We start from the raw sequence: 17,360 nt of genomic DNA, 5'->3' as shown, positions 1-17,360 counted from the left end.
GCCGGTCAGTGGCCATGGCCGTGGCCACCGGCCGATCCGCCATTGCCGCCGGCACTGCCATTGCCGTTGCCGTTGCCGACACCGTTGGCACCGCCGTTGCCGTCGCCGCCACTGCCGTTGCCATTGCCGTTGCCGCCGCCATTGCCGTGGCCGCCATTGCCGTCGCCGTTGCCGCTATGACCGCCGGCACTGCCATTGCCATTTCCGTTGCCGACACCGTTGGCACCGCCGTTTCCGGCACCGCCACTGCCGTTGCCATTGCCGTTGCCGCCGCCGTTGCCGTGACCGCCGTTGCCGCTGTGACCGCCGGCACTGCCATTGCCATTTCCGTTGCCGACACCGTTGGCACCGCCGTTTCCGGCACCGCCACTGCCGTTGCCATTGCCGTTGCCGCCGCCATTACCGTGGCCGCCGTTGCCGTTACCGCCGCCGTTACCGCCGTCACCGCCACCATGACCGCCGTTGCCGTGACCACCGTTACCGCCGCCGTTACCGCCGTCGCCGCCGCCATGACCGCCATTACCGTGACCACCGCTACCGCCGCCGTTACCGCCGCCGTTACCGCCGTCGCCGCCGCCATGACCGCCGTTGCCGTGACCACCGTTACCGCCGCCGTTACCGCCGTCGCCGCCGCCATGACCGCCGTTGCCGTGACCGCCGTGACCACCGCCGTCATCACCGCCGCCGCCGTGACCGCCGTTGCCGTGTCCGCCGTGACCGCCGTGACCGCCGTGACCGCCGTGACCGCCGCCGTCATCACCGCCGCCGCCGTGACCGCCGTTGCCGTGACCACCGTCATCACCGCCGCCGCCGTGACCGCCGTTGCCGTGACCGCCGTCATCACCGCCGCCGCCGTGGCCACCATGACCGCCGCCGTCATCACCGCCGCCGTGACCGCCGTTGCCGTGACCACCGTCATCACCGCCACCGCCGTGGCCACCATGACCGCCCGAAGTACCGCCACCGGAAGTACCACCACCGGAAGTACCACCACCGGAAGTACCGCCACCGGAAGTACCGCCACCGGAAGTGCCGCCACCGGAAGTGCCGCCACCGGAAGTGCCACCACCCGAAGTGCCGCCACCCGAAGCGCCGTTACCCGAAGCACCGCCACCGTTACCGCCGTTGCCGGATGCACTGCCGCCGCGACCTGATCCGCTCGTACCACCGGACGTCGCTCCTGTCGATCCACCGACACCCGAAGGCCCGACGGCGCCGCTACCGCTGCTTCCACCATTTCCGCTGTTACCCGGACTGCTGCCGCCAACGGTACTTCCGGCGCCGCTGCCTGCGGCGCCACGGCCGGCATAGACGTGTACCGCGCAAGCAGCCGGATTGGCAGCGCAGGACGCCGCGTCCTCGGCGAGCATCATGACGGGGTCCGCGCTGGCAGTCGGGGCGGACGTGACGTCGGGCATCGAGTCCTGCGCAATCGCGTAAGAACAGCAGCACGCAAACGCGGCTGCGGCCAGCAGGGTCGTGCGATAGCGCCGTCCCGTTGCGCGGGACAGTTGTTTCGTTCTGCTCATCATTGGCCTCCCGATGCGCGCGATGCCTCGCCACGCGCGTCAATCAACGTGTGAAGCAGGGGACCAGCAACGATGCAGTGTCGTTTCGGCGACCGACGTGTGTCCGACCGGCACCGGCGGCCAGCCGCGAACACGAATCGGCACGCGGGCCCGCCGTGCGAATCCCTACCTGCGAGATTCGTGCCACCGGCTGGCCATGCCCGTGGCGCAAGGCGCGCACGTATCGCGCACCGCCGCGTGAAACACCGTTGAGCGTTTTTTGTTTCCGGAATGAAACGTCTGACTACGTCTGGCGTGCCGTTGTGTCGGCAGCACGCGGCCAGCGATGGCAGAGGATCGACGCGATCCAGGCGATGAGAAACAGCGCGACGATGCCGTAGCCGATCGCGCCGAAGCGCTCGCCGATCGCATCGAGCGCATCGCGTACGGGGCCTGTCAGCGACAGTTTTTCGGCGAGCAGGCCGGCGGCTTCGATCCCGCCGACCGCCAGCGCGACGGCCGCCGACAGCAGCGTGATGCTCGCGTTATAGAGCAGCTTGCGCCGCGGGTCGTCCATCGCCCAGCCGTACGCATGAATCATCAGCACGTTGTCGGTCGAGTCGATCAGCGTCATGCCGGCTGCGAACAGCGCGGGAAACAGCATGACCGCATGGACCGGCAGCGCGTGGCTCGCCTGCGCGGCCGCGATCGCGAGCAGTGCGATTTCCGTTGCAGTATCGAAACCCAGGCCGAACAGCACGCCGACCGGATACATGTGCCAGCTTTTCGACACGAACCGGAACAGCGGGCGCAGCAGCCGCGACACGAGGCCGCCCGCGCGATGCGTGTGCGCGGTGCCGTGAGCAGCGTCCGGCGCGCCGCGATAGCGCCGCCACACGTCGCGCAGGATCACCAGGTTCATGCACGCGAACACGAGCAGGAAGGTAGCGGACACCGCCGTGCCGATCGTGCCGCCGATCTCGCGGAACGTGTCGAAGCGGTCGCGCAGCGCGAACGCGCTCAGCGCGATCCCGAGCGTCGCGGCGACCACGATCGTCGAGTGGCCGAGCGAGAAGAACAGGCCGACCGTCACCGGACGCTGGCCGTCCTGCATCAGCTTGCGCGTCGCGACGTCGATCGCGGCGATGTGATCGGCGTCGACCGCATGACGCAGCCCGAGCCCGTACGCGATCGCCGCGGTGCCGAGCAGCAGCGGATGGTCGCGCAGCACCGCGAGCGCCCACAGCCAGACGGCGACGTTCGCGGCGATCAGGCCGGCATACAGCATCAGCAGGCGGCGCAGGGCAGGGGTGGGCGGCATCGGGACGTATCCATCTGACGAATCGGGATGCATTGTGTCATGCGAAAAAAGCGCCCGGCGTGCCGATCAAAAAGGATGCGGGCGCCCGCGCCGATCCGTCCGGCGGACGAAAAAAAGCCCGTCCGGTTCCGGACGGGCTTCGACTTGACGCGGCAGGGCGTGATGCCCGGCGCTTACTTCACTTTCGCGTTGATCACGGCTTCCGACACGTTCGCCGGCGTTTCCGCGTAATGCTTGAACTCCATCGTGTACGTCGCACGGCCTTGCGTTGCCGAGCGCAGCGACGTCGAATAGCCGAACATCTCCGCGAGCGGCACCTCGGCGCGCACCAGCTTGCCGCCGCCGCCCGCGATGTCCTCCATCCCCTGCACGATGCCGCGCCGGCTCGACAGGTCGCCCATCACGTTGCCCATGAAGTCCTCGGGCGTCTCGACCTCGACGGCCATCATCGGCTCGAGCAGCACCGGCTTCGCCTTGCGCATCGCTTCCTTGAACGCCATCGAGCCGGCCATCCGGAACGCGTTTTCGTTCGAGTCGACGTCGTGGTACGAGCCGAACGTCAGGTGCACCTTCACGTCGACGACCGGATAGCCCGCGAGCACGCCGCTCTTCAGCGTTTCGGTGATGCCCTTGTCGACGGCCGGGATGAATTCGCGCGGAATCACGCCGCCCTTGATCTCGTCGAGGAACTCGTAGCCCTTGCCGGGGTTCGGCTCCAGCGTGATCACCGCGTGCCCGTACTGGCCGCGCCCGCCCGACTGCTTGACGAACTTGCCTTCGACGTCGGACGCCGTCGTGCGCACCGTTTCGCGATACGCGACCTGCGGCTTGCCGACCGTCGCCTCGACGCCGAATTCGCGCTTCATCCGGTCGACGAGGATTTCGAGGTGCAGCTCGCCCATCCCCGAAATGATCGTCTGGCCGGATTCCTCGTCGGTCTGCACGCGGAACGACGGATCTTCCTGCGCGAGGCGGTTCAGCGCGAGGCCCATCTTTTCCTGGTCGGCCTTCGTCTTCGGCTCGACGGCCTGCGAGATCACCGGCTCCGGGAATTCCATCTTCTCGAGGATGATCGGCTTGGCCGGATCGCACAGCGTGTCGCCGGTGGTCGCTTCCTTCAGGCCGACCGCCGCCGCGATGTCGCCCGCGCGCACTTCCTTGATTTCCTTGCGCTCGTTCGCGTGCATCTGCAGGATCCGGCCGAGCCGTTCCTTCTTGTCCTTCGTCGCGTTCAGCACCGTGTCGCCCGATTCGACGACGCCCGAATACACGCGGAAGAAGATCAACTGGCCGACGAACGGGTCGGTCATGATCTTGAACGCGAGCGACGAGAACGGCTCGTCATCGCTCGGATGACGTTCCGCCGGCTTTTCCGGATCGTGGAAGTCGTGGCCGAGGATGGCCGGCACGTCGACCGGCGACGGCAGGTAGTCGATCACCGCGTCGAGCATCGCCTGCACGCCCTTGTTCTTGAACGCGCTGCCGCACAGCATCGGCACGATCTCGTTCGCGATCGTGCGCTGGCGCAGCGCGGCCTTGATCTCGTCCTCGGTCAGCGATTCATGGTCGTGCAGGTACTTCTCGAGCAGTTCCTCGCTGGCTTCCGCAGCGGCCTCGACCATCTTCTCGCGCCATTCGTGCGCGAGCTCGACGAGATTCGCCGGGATCTCCTCGTACGTGAACTTCACGCCCTGGCTTTCGTCGTCCCACACGATCGCCTTCATCTTCACGAGATCGACGACGCCCTGGAAATGATCTTCCGCGCCGATCGGAATCTGGATCGGCACGGCGACGCCCTTCAGGCGCTCGCCGATCTGGCGCTGCACGCGGAAGAAGTCCGCGCCGATGCGGTCCATCTTGTTGACGAACGCGATGCGCGGCACCTTGTACTTGTTCGCCTGGCGCCACACGGTTTCGGATTGCGGCTGCACGCCGCCGACCGAGTCGTAGACCATGCACGCGCCGTCGAGCACGCGCATCGAGCGCTCGACCTCGATCGTGAAGTCGACGTGCCCGGGGGTGTCGATGATGTTGATGCGGTGTTCCGGATAGTTGCCGGCCATGCCCTTCCAGAAGGCCGTGGTCGCAGCCGACGTGATCGTGATGCCGCGTTCCTGCTCCTGCTCCATCCAGTCCATCGTGGCCGCGCCGTCGTGCACTTCACCGATCTTGTGGCTCACGCCGGTGTAAAACAGGATGCGCTCGGTCGTCGTGGTCTTGCCGGCATCGATGTGAGCGCTGATCCCGATATTGCGATAGCGCTCGATGGGGGTTTTGCGGGGCACGTGAACCTCCTGGTGGTTCGGATCGTAAGCGGGCCGGCTGCCCGGCCCGGGCTGAAACAAGCGAGATTTAAAGCATAGCGCTTGTCCGTGGCTTTTGCAGATGCGGCCGGCGTTTGCCGAATCAAGGCCGGTGCCGCCGCCGGCGGGCGAAAAAAAAGCCGGCGCCCAACAAGAAATATTGGGCGGCCGGCTTCGGTCGATGCGCGGCGGCGGCGCGGCAATGGCCGTTACTGGGCCTTGGGCAGGCCTTCGAGCTTCATGCCCGGCTTGATGCCCTTCGCCGCGAACCAGCCCTTGCTCATTTCGAGCGCATAGACGCCGTTGTTGCGCGGGCAGTGGTTGTCGGTCGTTTCGGCCTTCATCTCGTCGATGTCGGTGATCGTGCCGTCCGCGCGAACGAACGCGATCGACAGCGGAATCAGCGTGTTCTTCATCCAGAAGCAGTGCACGGCGTTCTCGTTGAACACGAACAGCATGCCTTCGTTCGGCGCGAGCTGCGACCGGTACATCAGCCCCTGTTCGCGGTCGGCGTCGTTCGCGGCGACGGCCGCGTCGATCACGTACATGCCGGCGCGCAGCTTCGCGCGCGGGAACTCGCTCGGCTGCTTGGCGCCGGGCGGCATCTGCGCGTGGGCGGTCTGCATGCCGAGTGCGAGGACGGCGAGCGCGGCGGGAAACACGGTGGCGCGCGCAAGGCGGCCGAGCGACGAGCGCAGGGAGAATCGCACAGCAGGGCTCCTATCGGGAAAACGAGACCCGCATGGTACGCGAAGCGCGCCGGCGGGCACAAAAAAGAAAAAGGCAGATCGCCTCGCGGTGATCTGCCTTTCAACGCCGTAAGAACGGCAAGACTGCGTGTTCTTGACTGCGTTATTACAGCCTGCTTACTTAGTTCGAAGCAGCTGCCGGTGCTGCTGCTTCGCTAGCTGCAGCCTTCTTCGATGCCTTGTGGTGCTTCTTGGCAGCGTGGTGCTTCTTGGCAGCGTGCTTAGCCGGTGCCGAAGCAGCTTCTGCTGCTGCCGGAGCAGCTTCCGGAGCCGAAGCTTGTGCGAAAGCAGCCGTTGCGAAGAGGCCAGCGACCAGAGCGGCGATCAGTTTGTTCATGTTGTGTTCCTCAGCTTTAGTTAATTAACCAAATGACCCGGCAATAGGAGTCATGACGTCTAACGGTGCCATCCACCTTTCGGTTGACAGACGCTTCGAGAAATTTCTCTTTGCGCTGCGGGCGCCGAATCGTATTCGAAGAAAACGTCGCTTTCGTGACGCAAACACGGAAATACCGGTTCGGCTGCCAATGCCGGATAGCTAAGGTTGGCATCTGCGTGGTTTAACGCGCGATCTTCGCAGGCGGTTGACGAAAAAGATGACGAAAAATTCGCGCGTCCCGAATTCGTCATTCGGCGCGTGCGAAACCGTCCCACGGGGCCCGCGGCGGCAGCGCGATTGTTTCGCCCGGTGCAATGCCGAGCGCGAATATGTCGAGCGCGCCGATGCCGACGCGCACGAGACGCAAGGTCGGGAAGCCGATCGCGGCCGTCATCCGGCGCACCTGCCGATTCTTGCCTTCGGTGATCGCGAGTTCGATCCACGTGGTCGGGATCGCGGCGCGGTAGCGGATCGGCGGGTTGCGCGGCCACAGCGCATCGGGCGGTTCGATGAATTCGGCGCGGCACGGGCGCGTCACGTAGTCGCCGAGATCGACGCCGCGCGCGAGCGCCTTCAGGTCGGCCGGGCCCGGCGCGCCGTCGACCTGCGCCCAGTAGCGCTTGACGAGCTTGTGGCGCGGCTCGGCGATGCGCGCCTGCAGCGCGCCGTCGTCGGTGAGCAGCAGCAGGCCCTCGCTGTCCGCGTCCAGCCGGCCGGCCGGGTAGACGCCGGGCGTCGTGACCCAGTCGCCGAGCGACGGCCGCGTCTCGTGCGCGGAAAACTGGCAAATCGTGCCGAACGGCTTGTTGAGGGCGATCAGGGTCATGGCGGGGTGCCCGCCCGGCGTGCCGCGGGGAAGCGGGACGGGCGGTCTATGGCAAATGGCGGAATCTTAATGCATAATACGGAACGGCAAGTCCTCTGTCTTATATAAGACATAAGGGAAGACTTGATACGCAGCGTCGCGCTTCGTGCCGCCGGCCCCGATTGGGGCGCTAGAATAGCGGCTCGCTGTTGCCGTCACGAAGGTGGCAAGGCCACCTCGCCGCGCGCAGTTTCGACCAGCATCACCTGCTCAGCCACGTCACTGGAGTCGATCATGCCGTATCAGCACATCAAGGTTCCGGAGGGCGGTGACAAGATCACCGTCAACAAGGACTTCTCGCTCAACGTTTCCGATCAGCCGATCATTCCCTATATCGAAGGCGACGGTACGGGCTTCGATATCACGCCGGTCATGATCAAGGTCGTCGACGCGGCGGTCGCGCAGGCCTACAAGGGCAAGCGCAAGATCCACTGGATGGAGATCTTCGCGGGCGAGAAGGCGACGAAGGTATACGGTCCGGACGTGTGGCTGCCGGACGAAACGCTGCAGGTGCTGAAGGAATACGTGGTGTCGATCAAGGGGCCGCTCACGACCCCGGTCGGCGGCGGCATCCGTTCGCTGAACGTCGCGCTGCGCCAGGAACTCGACCTGTACGTGTGTCTGCGCCCGGTCCAGTATTTCAAGGGCGTGCCGTCGCCGGTGCGCGAGCCGCAAAAGATCGACATGGTGATCTTCCGCGAGAACTCGGAAGACATCTACGCGGGCATCGAATGGGCCGCGGGCTCCGAGCAGGCGAAGAAGGTCATCAAGTTCCTGCAGGACGAGATGGGCGTGAAGAAGATCCGCTTCCCGGAAACCTCGGGGATCGGCGTCAAGCCCGTGTCGACCGAGGGCACCGAGCGTCTCGTGCGCAAGGCGATCCAGTACGCGATCGACAACGATCGCAAGTCGGTCACGCTGGTGCACAAGGGCAACATCATGAAGTTCACGGAAGGCCTGTTCCGTGACGCCGGCTACGCGCTCGCGCAGAAGGAGTTCGGCGGCGAGCTGATCGACGGCGGCCCGTGGATGCGCGTGAAGAACCCGAAGACGGGCAACGAGATCGTCATCAAGGATTCGATCGCCGATGCGTTCCTGCAGCAGATCCTGCTGCGTCCGGCCGAATACGACGTGATCGCGACGCTGAACCTGAACGGCGACTACATCTCCGACGCACTGGCCGCGCAGGTCGGCGGCATCGGGATCGCGCCGGGCGCGAACCTGTCGGATTCGGTCGCGATGTTCGAGGCGACCCACGGCACGGCGCCGAAGTACGCGGGCAAGGATTACGTGAACCCCGGTTCCGAGATCCTGTCGGCGGAAATGATGCTGCGCCACCTCGGCTGGACGGAAGCGGCCGACACGATCATTGCCGCGATGGAGAAGTCGATCCTGCAGAAGCGCGTCACGTACGACTTCGCGCGCCTGATGGAAGGCGCGACGCAGGTGTCGTGCTCCGGCTTCGGCGAAGTGCTGATCGAGAACATGTAAGTCCCGTTCCGGGGCAGGCCGGCGGACCGCCGGCCGCCTCGGCGCCTACTGCCGGCGCCGGGGCGTTTCATGAACGGCAGGTTTGTTGGCAGGGCGGTCCGGCATGCGGGCCGCGGCGCCGCGATGCGGCCCGGATGCCCTGCAAGGTAGAACATGACGGCCCTCGCAACACCACCGCCCGGCTAGCCGGCACGCCCCTTTCGCGACCGACCCGGTCGCTCCCCGCCGGTCACCGCCGGCGCTCCTCAGTCCCAAATTTTCACGTAGCAACGCATCGACCATGTCCACTTCGCCCAAGATCATCTACACCCTCACCGACGAAGCGCCGGCGCTCGCGACCTATTCGCTGCTGCCGATCGTCAAGGCCTTCACGCGCTCGTCGGGCGTCGCCGTCGAAACGCGCGACATCTCGCTCGCCGGCCGCATCATCGCGGCATTCGCCGACGTCCTGCCGCCGGAGCAGAAGGGTTCCGACGATCTGGCCGAACTGGGCCAGCTCACGCTGAAGCCGGAAGCGAACATCATCAAGCTGCCGAACATCAGCGCATCGGTGCCGCAGCTCAAGGCCGCGATCGCCGAACTGCAGGCGCAGGGCTACACGCTGCCGGCGTACCCGGAAGAGCCGTCGACCGACGAAGAGAAGGCCGTCAAGGCCCGCTACGACAAGATCAAGGGCAGCGCGGTGAACCCGGTGCTGCGCGAAGGCAACTCCGACCGCCGCGCGCCGCTGTCGGTCAAGAACTACGCACGCAAGCACCCGCACAAGATGGGCGCATGGCAGGCCACGTCGAAGGCGCACGTCGCGCACATGACCGAAGGCGACTTCTACGGCAGCGAGAAGTCGGCGCTGATCGCCGATGCCGGGAGCGTGAAGATCGAACTCACGACGGCCGACGGCGTGAAGAAGGTGCTGAAGGAAAAGACGGCCGTGAAGGCCGGTGAAGTCATCGACTCGTCGGTGATGAGCCGCAAGGCGCTGCGCAGCTTCATCGAAGCGCAGATCGCCGACGCGAAGGCGCAGGACGTGCTGTTCTCGGTGCACCTGAAGGCGACCATGATGAAGGTCTCGGACCCGATCCTGTTCGGTCACTTCGTGTCGGTGTTCTACCGCGACGCGCTCGCGAAGCACGCGGACGTGCTGGCGCAGGCCGGCTTCAACCCGAACAACGGGATCGGCGACCTGTACGCGCGCCTGAAGGACCTGCCGGCCGACACGCGCGAAGCGATCGAGGCCGACGTCAAGGCCGAATACGCAGCGCGTCCGCGCCTCGCGATGGTCAACTCGGACAAGGGCATCACGAACCTGCACGTGCCGAGCGACGTGATCGTCGACGCATCGATGCCGGCGATGATCCGCGAGTCGGGCTGCATGTGGGGCCCGGACGGTGAACTGTACGACGCGAAGGCCGTGATTCCGGACCGCTGCTACGCGGGCGTCTACCAGGCCGTGATCGAGGACTGCAAGCAGCACGGCGCATTCGACCCGGTCACGATGGGCAGCGTGCCGAACGTCGGCCTGATGGCGCAGGCGGCCGAGGAATACGGTTCGCACGACAAGACGTTCCTGATTCCGGCCGACGGCGTCGTGCGCGTTACCGACGAAGCCGGCAACGTGCTGCTCGAGCACACGGTCGAGTCGGGCGACGTCTGGCGCATGTGCCAGACGAAGGACGCACCGGTGCAGGACTGGGTCAAGCTCGCGGTGAACCGCGCCCGCGCGACCGGCGCGCCGGCCGTGTTCTGGCTCGATCCGGCACGTGCGCACGACGCGCAGATCATCGCGAAGGTCGAACGCTACCTGAAGGACCACGACACGAACGGCCTCGACATCCGCATCATGACGCCGGTCGACGCGACGCGCTTCTCGCTCGAGCGCATCCGCGCGGGCAAGGACACGATCTCGGTCACGGGCAACGTGCTGCGCGACTACCTGACCGACCTGTTCCCGATCATGGAGCTCGGCACCAGCGCGAAGATGCTGTCGATCGTGCCGCTGATGGCCGGCGGCGGGATGTTCGAAACGGGCGCGGGCGGCTCGGCACCGAAGCACGTGCAGCAGTTCGTCGAGGAAGGCTTCCTGCGCTGGGATTCGCTCGGCGAATTCCTCGCGCTGGCCGCGTCGCTCGAACACCTCGGCAACGCTTACCAGAACCCGAAGGCGCTCGTGCTCGCGAAGACGCTCGACCAGGCGACCGGCAAGTTCCTGGACGAGAACAAGTCGCCCGCGCGCAAGGTCGGCGGCCTCGACAACCGCGGCAGCCACTTCTACCTGTGCCTGTACTGGGCGCAGGCGCTGGCCGAGCAGACCGAGGACGCCGCGCTGAAGGCGCAGTTCGAAGGCGTCGCGAAGTCGCTGTCCGACAGCGAAGCGCGCATCCTGGAAGAACTGTCGGCCGCGCAGGGCAAGGCGCAGACGATCGGCGGCTACTACCGTCCGAGCGTCGAGCTGACGAGCCAGGCGATGCGTCCGAGCGCAACGCTGAACGGCATCGTCGACGCAGTCGTCTGACGCCGGCCGCGCCACCGCGCGCGCCACGGCAACGGCAGCAGCCGATGCGGCGGGCCGGGCGGTTCGCCGTCCCGCCGACAATGAAAACGCCCCGGTCGCCCGGGGCGTTTTTCGTTGCGGGCTTGCCATTCAGACGTGAACGATTTCCCATTCGGCGATTTCGTGCGGCACTTCGAGCGTGGCCGTATCCAGTTCGGACAGTTGCTCGCAGTCGCCGCGGGAGATGTGGTCGGCCGCCACTTCCGGGCACGAGAACGCGCCGAGCAGAGCGTTGCCGAACGTCGCTTCCCAGCCGCCGTTACCCGGCAGGATGTAGAACGACCCGAGCGCTGAACCAAAGCGAAATCCCTTCATTTCCGTTCTCCCTTTCTGATCACAAGCGATTCTGTTGTGCCGCCCGCCGGCGCGTCCGGCTGTGGCCCGACTGGCTGCTTGCGCCGGGTTCCGTATCGAACGTCGTGGCGAAGCGTCAGTGCATGGAACAAAGTCTACGTCCGCGACCGCGCCCGATGGTGCACGTAGAACGCTTTCTCGAAACAAAAATTCCATCGTAAAAACAATGCGTTATTTCACGCGTTTTGTATTGCGGAATGATTTTTGGCATCGCGAAACAGCGAATTTGTGCCCTGCACCACGAATTTTTACAACGCAGGGACTTGTTCCGCATCGTGAAAAATTGACGGGTTCACGCATCGGCGGTGCGCGGTGTGCCGATGGCGGCATGAACGGCGGGGGCGAATTGTTTCGACCGGGCGTGGCGAAAGCGGACGGCGAAGGCCGCCGGACGGCTAGGTCGGCGTGAATGCGGTGGGGCGCCGCGGCGCTGAGCAACGCATCGAAAACGCGCGACGAACGGAATCCGGTCCGTCCGACCGGCCGCGCGCTGCGTCGTATCGACGCTTGCCCGCCGTTGCCGCGTTTCGGCCGGGGGCTGCGGTTATGATGACGCGGGCATCAGGTTTCGCGTCGCGCACGCGCGCTTCCCCCCCGTGCCGGCCGGCGCGCATGTCGCGACGGCCGCGCGACGCAGCACGAATAACGAGGAACGATTGATGATACGGAGAACCTTCCTGTCGCACGCCATCGGCGTCGCGGCCGCATCGCTGTTTGCACGCACGGCGTGGGCGCAGCATGCGGGGCACGCGGGCATGGCCGGCATGGATCAGATGGACGACATGCCGGGCATGTCGGGCATGTCAGGGATGGCGGATCACGCGCAGCACGCGAAGCCGGCGCCGGCCGCGCTCGCGGCGGCCGATGCGCTGCCGGCCGGCGCGCCGCTCGCGTCGCTGCGCACGCTTGCGAACGAAAGCCGCGAGCCGGGCACGTTCCGGGCGACGCTGGTCGCACAGCCGGTCGCGCGTTCGATGCTGCACGGCGCGCGTCCGACGACGTTCTGGCAGTTCGGCGCGGGCACGCAAGGGCCGGTGGTCGGCCCGCTGATCGACGTGCGCGAGGGCGACACGGTCGAAATCCGCTTCGTGAACAAGCTGCCGCAGCCGTCGACGATCCACTGGCACGGCCTGCCGGTGCCGCCCGACCAGGACGGCAACCCGTCCGCCCCCGTCGCGCCGGGCGCGTCGCACGTGTACCGCTTCACGCTGCCGAAGGGGAGCGCCGGCACCTACTGGTATCACCCGCATCCGCACATGATGACGGCCGAACAGGTGTTTCGCGGGCTGGCCGGCCCGTTCGTCGTGCGTGCCGCCGACGATCCGCTGGCCGGCTGGCCCGAGCGCAACCTGTTCGTGTCCGACCTGAAGCTCGCGCGCGACGGCACGATCCCGCCGAACGACATGATGGACTGGATGAACGGCCGCGAAGGCCAGTTCGTACTGGTCAACGGTGCGCGCCGGCCGCGGATCGACGTCGCGAGCGACGAGCGCTGGCGCGTGTGGAACGCGTGCAGCGCGCGTTACCTGCGCGTCGCATTCGACGACGGCCGCGCGTTCGAGCAGGTCGGCACCGACGGCGGGTTGTTCGACGCGCCGCGCCGCGTGACGTCGCTGCTGCTCGCGCCGGGTGAGCGCGCGGAACTGCTGGTGCGCGCCGGCGACCGCGCGTCGCGCGCGGTGCTGCAGGCGGCCGAATACGACCGCCGCAAGATGGCGATGTCGCACGACGACGGCCACGGCAGCCTGCCGCCCGATCCTGCGCTGCCGCTTGCCGACGTCGCGTTCGCACCGGCCGCCGCCCGAGCGCTGCCGGCCACGCTGCGCGCGGTGCCCGCGCTCGGCGAACCGGTCGCGCACAAGGAGGTCGCGTTCGGCGAGGAGATGGACATGGCCGCGATGATGAGCGGCCCGGCGCATGGCCGCCCGGCCGGGATGCGCTTCACGATCAACGGCGCGACCTACGCACCGCACCGTGCGACGCTGACGAGCCGCCGCGGCGAGGTCGAACACTGGACGATCCGCAACGCCACCGACATGGATCACCCGTTCCATTTGCACGGCACGCAATTCCAGGTGATCGAGCGCGCATCGGACGGCACGCGCACGAGCGAACCGTTCCGCGCGTGGCGCGACACGGTGAACGTGCGCAGCGGCGAGACCGTGACGATACGCGTCACGCAAGACATGCCCGGCGAGCGCATGTTTCACTGCCATATTCTCGAACACGAGGATCTCGGCATGATGGGCACGCTGAAGGTCGTGTAACGAGTATCGAATATGTTTCACGCGTATGGCCGCATTCGATCTGCGCGTGCAACATGACAATACGTGTTCAATTATCGGGATTGAACGAAAAGGCCGGCCAATCGAATTAACGAGTGGCCGGCCTGAAAAAAAAGAAACCCGGCGCAATGCCGGGTTTCTTCGTCCGATATCCGGTGCCTTTACGCGGCCTGGATGTTCGACGCTTGCTTGCCCTTCGGCCCTTGAACGACCTCGAAGCTAACCTTCTGGCCTTCCTTCAGGGTCTTGAAGCCCTGCATGTTGATGGCCGAGAAGTGCGCAAACAGATCTTCACCGCCCTCGTCGGGAGTGATGAAACCGAAGCCCTTCGCGTCGTTGAACCACTTAACGATACCAGTTGCCATTTCCTACTTCCCCTGTCACACAGTCGCTGCTACTTACCACGAGCACGCTCGAAAAGCTAAACGACCGGAAAATACAGCCGTTCCCCCCTCACAAGCTCACCTTCGGCCTCTTTCATTTCGCCAACCGGCGAGTTGAAAAAAGTGCCAGCTTGATTGTTGGCGCTCTTTATTTGAGTGTCAAGGGGAATTTTTAGACGGTTAGAGGGCCGTTGTAAAGAACCCATTTTCAGGGTTTCTCCGGCTTTGCTTTGCAGCATCGCGTCGAGCGCGCGGACTTGAAAAGTCGCATAATCGGCTCATATACCAGGCTCGAGTGACACGCGATCGAGTCGTCCCGGCTTGTGGGATACTGGATGCGGATGCGACGTCCGGTGCAGTTTCCCCCTGACGGTTCGTGTTCCGCGCCACGCGTGAAAGCCGGCACCGCAGCCGGCTTTCGTATGGCACGAAGACGATCGCGGGTCGTCGGGAACCAGGGAGGGCGCCGGCCGGTCGGTCGGGTAATGGCAGGATTGCGGGCCTGTCCGAGTTGTTTAGAATGGGTGTATGGCGATTATCCCGGACAAGCAGGACAGCACCGTCCTGGAACGCAAGCAGCAGAAGCTCAAGCCGCCTTCGATGTACAAGGTGGTGCTGCTGAACGACGACTTCACGCCGATGGAGTTCGTCGTGATGGTCGTACAGGAGTATTTCAAGAAGGATCGCGAGACGGCCACGCAGATCATGCTGAAGGTCCATCGCGAAGGGCGAGGGGTTTGTGGGGTCTATACGCGGGACATCGCGTCGACCAAGGTTGAGCAAGTCGTTACCCATGCGCGGCAGGCCGGGCATCCGCTGCAGTGCGTGATGGAGGAAGCATGATTGCCCAGGAATTGGAAGTCAGCCTGCACATGGCGTTCATGGAAGCACGCCAGGCGCGCCATGAGTTCATTACGGTCGAGCATCTGCTGCTGGCCCTGCTGGATAATCCGACGGCAGCCGAGGTGTTGCGCGCGTGTGCGGCCAACATCGAGGACTTGCGTCAGAACCTGCGCAATTTCATCCACGACAACACACCTACCGTCCCGGGCACCGACGATGTCGATACCCAGCCGACGCTCGGTTTCCAGCGCGTGATCCAGCGCGCGATCATGCACGTCCAGTCGACCTCGAACGGCAAGAAGGAAGTGACCGGCGCGAACGTGCTGGTCGCGATCTTCGGCGAGAAGGATTCGCACGCGGTCTACTACCTGCAGCAGCAGGGCGTCACGCGCCTCGACGTCGTGAACTTCATTTCGCACGGCATCGCGAAGACGAACGGCGGCGAAGCCGCGAAGTCGGCCGACGCGAACGCGGAAAGCGAAGACGCGAACGCGCAGAAGGAAACCCCGCTCGCGCAGTTCACGCAGAACCTGAACCAGATGGCGAAGGACGGCCGCATCGATCCGCTGATCGGCCGCGAGCCGGAGGTCGAGCGCGTCGTGCAGGTGCTGTGCCGCCGCCGCAAGAACAATCCGCTGCTCGTCGGCGAAGCCGGCGTCGGCAAGACCGCGATCGCGGAAGGGCTCGCCTATCGCATCACGCGCGGCGAAGTGCCTGACATCCTCGCGAACGCGCAGGTGTATTCGCTCGACATGGGCGCGCTGCTCGCGGGCACCAAGTATCGCGGCGACTTCGAGCAGCGTCTGAAGACGGTGCTGAAGGAGCTGAAGGAGCGTCCGCACGCGATCCTGTTCATCGACGAAATTCATACGCTGATCGGCGCGGGCGCCGCATCGGGCGGCACGCTCGACGCGTCGAACCTGCTGAAGCCGGCGCTGTCGTCGGGCACGCTCAAGTGCATCGGCGCGACCACGTTCACCGAGTATCGCGGCATCTTCGAGAAGGACGCGGCACTGTCGCGGCGCTTCCAGAAGGTCGACGTGTCGGAGCCGACCGTCGAGCAGACGGTCGCGATCCTGCGCGGGCTGAAGTCGCGCTTCGAGGAGCATCACGGCGTCAAGTATTCGTCGGGCGCGCTGTCGGCCGCGGCCGAACTGTCGGCACGCTTCATCACCGACCGGCACCTGCCGGACAAGGCGATCGACGTGATCGACGAAGCGGGCGCCGCGCAGCGCATCCTGCCGAAGTCGAAGCAGAAGAAGACGATCGGCAAGAGCGAGATCGAGGAAATCATCTCGAAGATCGCGCGCGTGCCGGCGCAGAGCGTGTCGCAGGACGATCGCAGCAAGCTGCAGACGCTCGATCGCGACCTGAAGAGCGTCGTGTTCGGCCAGGATCCGGCGATCGACGCGCTCGCCGCCTCGATCAAGATGGCGCGCGCGGGCCTCGGCAAGATGGACAAGCCGATCGGCGCGTTCCTGTTCTCCGGCCCGACGGGCGTCGGCAAGACCGAAGTGGCGCGTCAGCTCGCGTTCACGCTCGGCATCGAACTGATCCGTTTCGACATGTCGGAATACATGGAGCGTCACGCGGTGAGCCGGTTGATCGGCGCGCCGCCGGGCTACGTCGGGTTCGACCAGGGCGGCCTCCTGACCGAAGCCGTCACGAAGAAGCCGCATTGCGTGCTGCTGCTCGACGAAATCGAGAAGGCGCATCCGGACATCTTCAACGTGCTGCTGCAGGTGATGGACCACGGCACGCTGACGGACAACAACGGCCGCAAGGCGGATTTCCGCAACGTCATCATCATCATGACGACGAACGCGGGCGCCGAGTCGATGCAGAAGGCGACCATCGGCTTCACGACGCGCCGCGAAACGGGCGACGAGATGACCGACATCAAGCGCCTGTTCACGCCGGAGTTCCGCAACCGTCTGGATTCGATCATCAGCTTCCGCTCGCTCGATGAGGAAATCATCATGCGCGTGGTCGACAAGTTCCTGATCCAGCTCGAGGAGCAGCTGCACGAGAAGAAGGTCGACGCGCTCTTCACCGACGCATTGCGCAAGCATCTCGCGAAGCACGGCTTCGACCCGCTGATGGGCGCGCGGCCGATGCAGCGGCTGATCCAGGACACGATCCGTCGTGCGCTGGCCGACGAACTGCTGTTCGGCAAGCTCGTCAACGGCGGTCATGTGACGGTCGACGTCGACGAAAACGACAAGGTGCAGTTGTCGTTCGACAAGCTGGCGAATCCGCCGCACAAGCCGAACGAAGAGACGGTCGAAGTCGAGTAAGCGATAATTCGTTGTTCATGCGAACGGCGCGGGA

At 65.5% G+C, this 17,360-nt stretch carries 13 protein-coding genes; 6 read left to right on the top strand and 7 right to left on the bottom strand.

The genetic code is table 11. The annotated features are described in order from the left end of the window. The first annotated feature begins 14 nt into the window (after positions 1-14). Positions 15-1,154 carry a hypothetical protein gene (locus tag U5771_RS35570; protein WP_415859372.1) on the top strand — a complete coding sequence of 380 codons (1,140 nt, stop codon included), beginning with the start codon at positions 15-17 and terminating at the stop codon, positions 1,152-1,154. Between the two features lie 658 nt (positions 1,155-1,812). On the opposite strand, the gene U5771_RS00675 is transcribed toward U5771_RS35570, so the two are convergent. The 5 genes from U5771_RS00675 to U5771_RS00655 form a co-directional block, all read right to left on the bottom strand. After that, complete coding sequence (locus U5771_RS00675; RefSeq protein WP_322022172.1) at positions 1,813-2,829, bottom strand: HoxN/HupN/NixA family nickel/cobalt transporter; 1,017 nt, start codon at positions 2,827-2,829, stop codon at positions 1,813-1,815. A 173-nt stretch (positions 2,830-3,002) separates the two neighbouring features. Beyond that, on the bottom strand, positions 3,003-5,114 hold the full coding sequence (fusA, locus tag U5771_RS00670) for an elongation factor G (protein ID WP_322022171.1): 2,112 nt from the start codon (positions 5,112-5,114) through the stop codon (positions 3,003-3,005). 227 nt (positions 5,115-5,341) lie between these two features. Continuing rightward, complete coding sequence (locus U5771_RS00665; RefSeq protein WP_322022170.1) at positions 5,342-5,842, bottom strand: DUF192 domain-containing protein; 501 nt, start codon at positions 5,840-5,842, stop codon at positions 5,342-5,344. Between the two features lie 160 nt (positions 5,843-6,002). After that, the gene (locus U5771_RS00660) at positions 6,003-6,218 is read right to left on the bottom strand and encodes a hypothetical protein (RefSeq protein ID WP_175950947.1); all 216 of its coding nucleotides are present in this window, start codon (positions 6,216-6,218) and stop codon (positions 6,003-6,005) included. A gap of 289 nt (positions 6,219-6,507) precedes the next feature. Further along, positions 6,508-7,086, bottom strand: coding sequence for a pseudouridine synthase (locus tag U5771_RS00655; RefSeq protein WP_322022169.1), 579 nt, complete (start codon positions 7,084-7,086; stop codon positions 6,508-6,510). A gap of 273 nt (positions 7,087-7,359) precedes the next feature. On the opposite strand from U5771_RS00655, the gene icd reads away from it, so the two are divergent. After that, the gene (gene icd, locus U5771_RS00650; protein ID WP_014896266.1) at positions 7,360-8,616 is read left to right on the top strand and encodes an NADP-dependent isocitrate dehydrogenase; all 1,257 of its coding nucleotides are present in this window, start codon (positions 7,360-7,362) and stop codon (positions 8,614-8,616) included. 280 nt (positions 8,617-8,896) lie between these two features. Then, complete coding sequence (locus tag U5771_RS00645; RefSeq protein WP_322022168.1) at positions 8,897-11,125, top strand: NADP-dependent isocitrate dehydrogenase; 2,229 nt, start codon at positions 8,897-8,899, stop codon at positions 11,123-11,125. 129 nt (positions 11,126-11,254) lie between these two features. Here the strand turns inward: U5771_RS00645 and U5771_RS00640 are convergent, their stop codons facing one another. Further along, positions 11,255-11,479, bottom strand: coding sequence for a hypothetical protein (locus U5771_RS00640; RefSeq protein WP_006490888.1), 225 nt, complete (start codon positions 11,477-11,479; stop codon positions 11,255-11,257). 698 nt (positions 11,480-12,177) lie between these two features. On the opposite strand from U5771_RS00640, the gene U5771_RS00635 reads away from it, so the two are divergent. Further along, positions 12,178-13,785 (top strand): multicopper oxidase family protein, encoded by a 1,608-nt coding sequence (locus U5771_RS00635; protein ID WP_322022167.1) that lies wholly within the window; start codon positions 12,178-12,180, stop codon positions 13,783-13,785. Between the two features lie 179 nt (positions 13,786-13,964). On the opposite strand, the gene U5771_RS00630 is transcribed toward U5771_RS00635, so the two are convergent. Further along, complete coding sequence (locus U5771_RS00630) at positions 13,965-14,168, bottom strand: cold-shock protein (protein ID WP_004196460.1); 204 nt, start codon at positions 14,166-14,168, stop codon at positions 13,965-13,967. 546 nt (positions 14,169-14,714) lie between these two features. Between U5771_RS00630 and clpS the strand changes: the two genes are divergently transcribed. Together clpS and clpA are read left to right on the top strand one after the other, a co-directional pair. Beyond that, entirely contained in the window at positions 14,715-15,029 is a 315-nt protein-coding gene (gene clpS / locus U5771_RS00625; protein ID WP_006398529.1) for an ATP-dependent Clp protease adapter ClpS, read from the top strand. Beyond that, positions 15,026-17,326 (top strand): ATP-dependent Clp protease ATP-binding subunit ClpA, encoded by a 2,301-nt coding sequence (clpA, locus tag U5771_RS00620; protein ID WP_322022166.1) that lies wholly within the window; start codon positions 15,026-15,028, stop codon positions 17,324-17,326. Before clpS ends, clpA begins: the two co-directional genes overlap by 4 nt. Positions 17,327-17,360 lie beyond the last annotated feature (34 nt).

Source organism: Burkholderia sp. BCC1977 (assembly GCF_905339595.1).
In the GTDB taxonomy this organism is placed as follows: Bacteria; Pseudomonadota; Gammaproteobacteria; order Burkholderiales; family Burkholderiaceae; genus Burkholderia.
This window is presented reverse-complemented; position numbering and strand designations above follow the sequence as displayed.

Bases quoted from the DNA above. Each gene is read 5' to 3' on its own strand.
- U5771_RS35570 (WP_415859372.1), top strand. From the start codon at position 15: ATGGCCGTGGCCACCGGCCGATCCGCCATTGCCGCCGGCACTGCCATT.
- U5771_RS00640 (WP_006490888.1), bottom strand. From the start codon at position 11,479: ATGAAGGGATTTCGCTTTGGTTCAGCGCTCGGGTCGTTCTACATCCTG.
- U5771_RS00635 (WP_322022167.1), top strand. From the start codon at position 12,178: ATGATACGGAGAACCTTCCTGTCGCACGCCATCGGCGTCGCGGCCGCA.
- U5771_RS00675 (WP_322022172.1), bottom strand. From the start codon at position 2,829: ATGCCGCCCACCCCTGCCCTGCGCCGCCTGCTGATGCTGTATGCCGGC.
- clpA (WP_322022166.1), top strand. From the start codon at position 15,026: ATGATTGCCCAGGAATTGGAAGTCAGCCTGCACATGGCGTTCATGGAA.
- clpS (WP_006398529.1), top strand. From the start codon at position 14,715: ATGGCGATTATCCCGGACAAGCAGGACAGCACCGTCCTGGAACGCAAG.
- U5771_RS00645 (WP_322022168.1), top strand. From the start codon at position 8,897: ATGTCCACTTCGCCCAAGATCATCTACACCCTCACCGACGAAGCGCCG.
- icd (WP_014896266.1), top strand. From the start codon at position 7,360: ATGCCGTATCAGCACATCAAGGTTCCGGAGGGCGGTGACAAGATCACC.
- U5771_RS00630 (WP_004196460.1), bottom strand. From the start codon at position 14,168: ATGGCAACTGGTATCGTTAAGTGGTTCAACGACGCGAAGGGCTTCGGT.
- U5771_RS00655 (WP_322022169.1), bottom strand. From the start codon at position 7,086: ATGACCCTGATCGCCCTCAACAAGCCGTTCGGCACGATTTGCCAGTTT.
- U5771_RS00660 (WP_175950947.1), bottom strand. From the start codon at position 6,218: ATGAACAAACTGATCGCCGCTCTGGTCGCTGGCCTCTTCGCAACGGCT.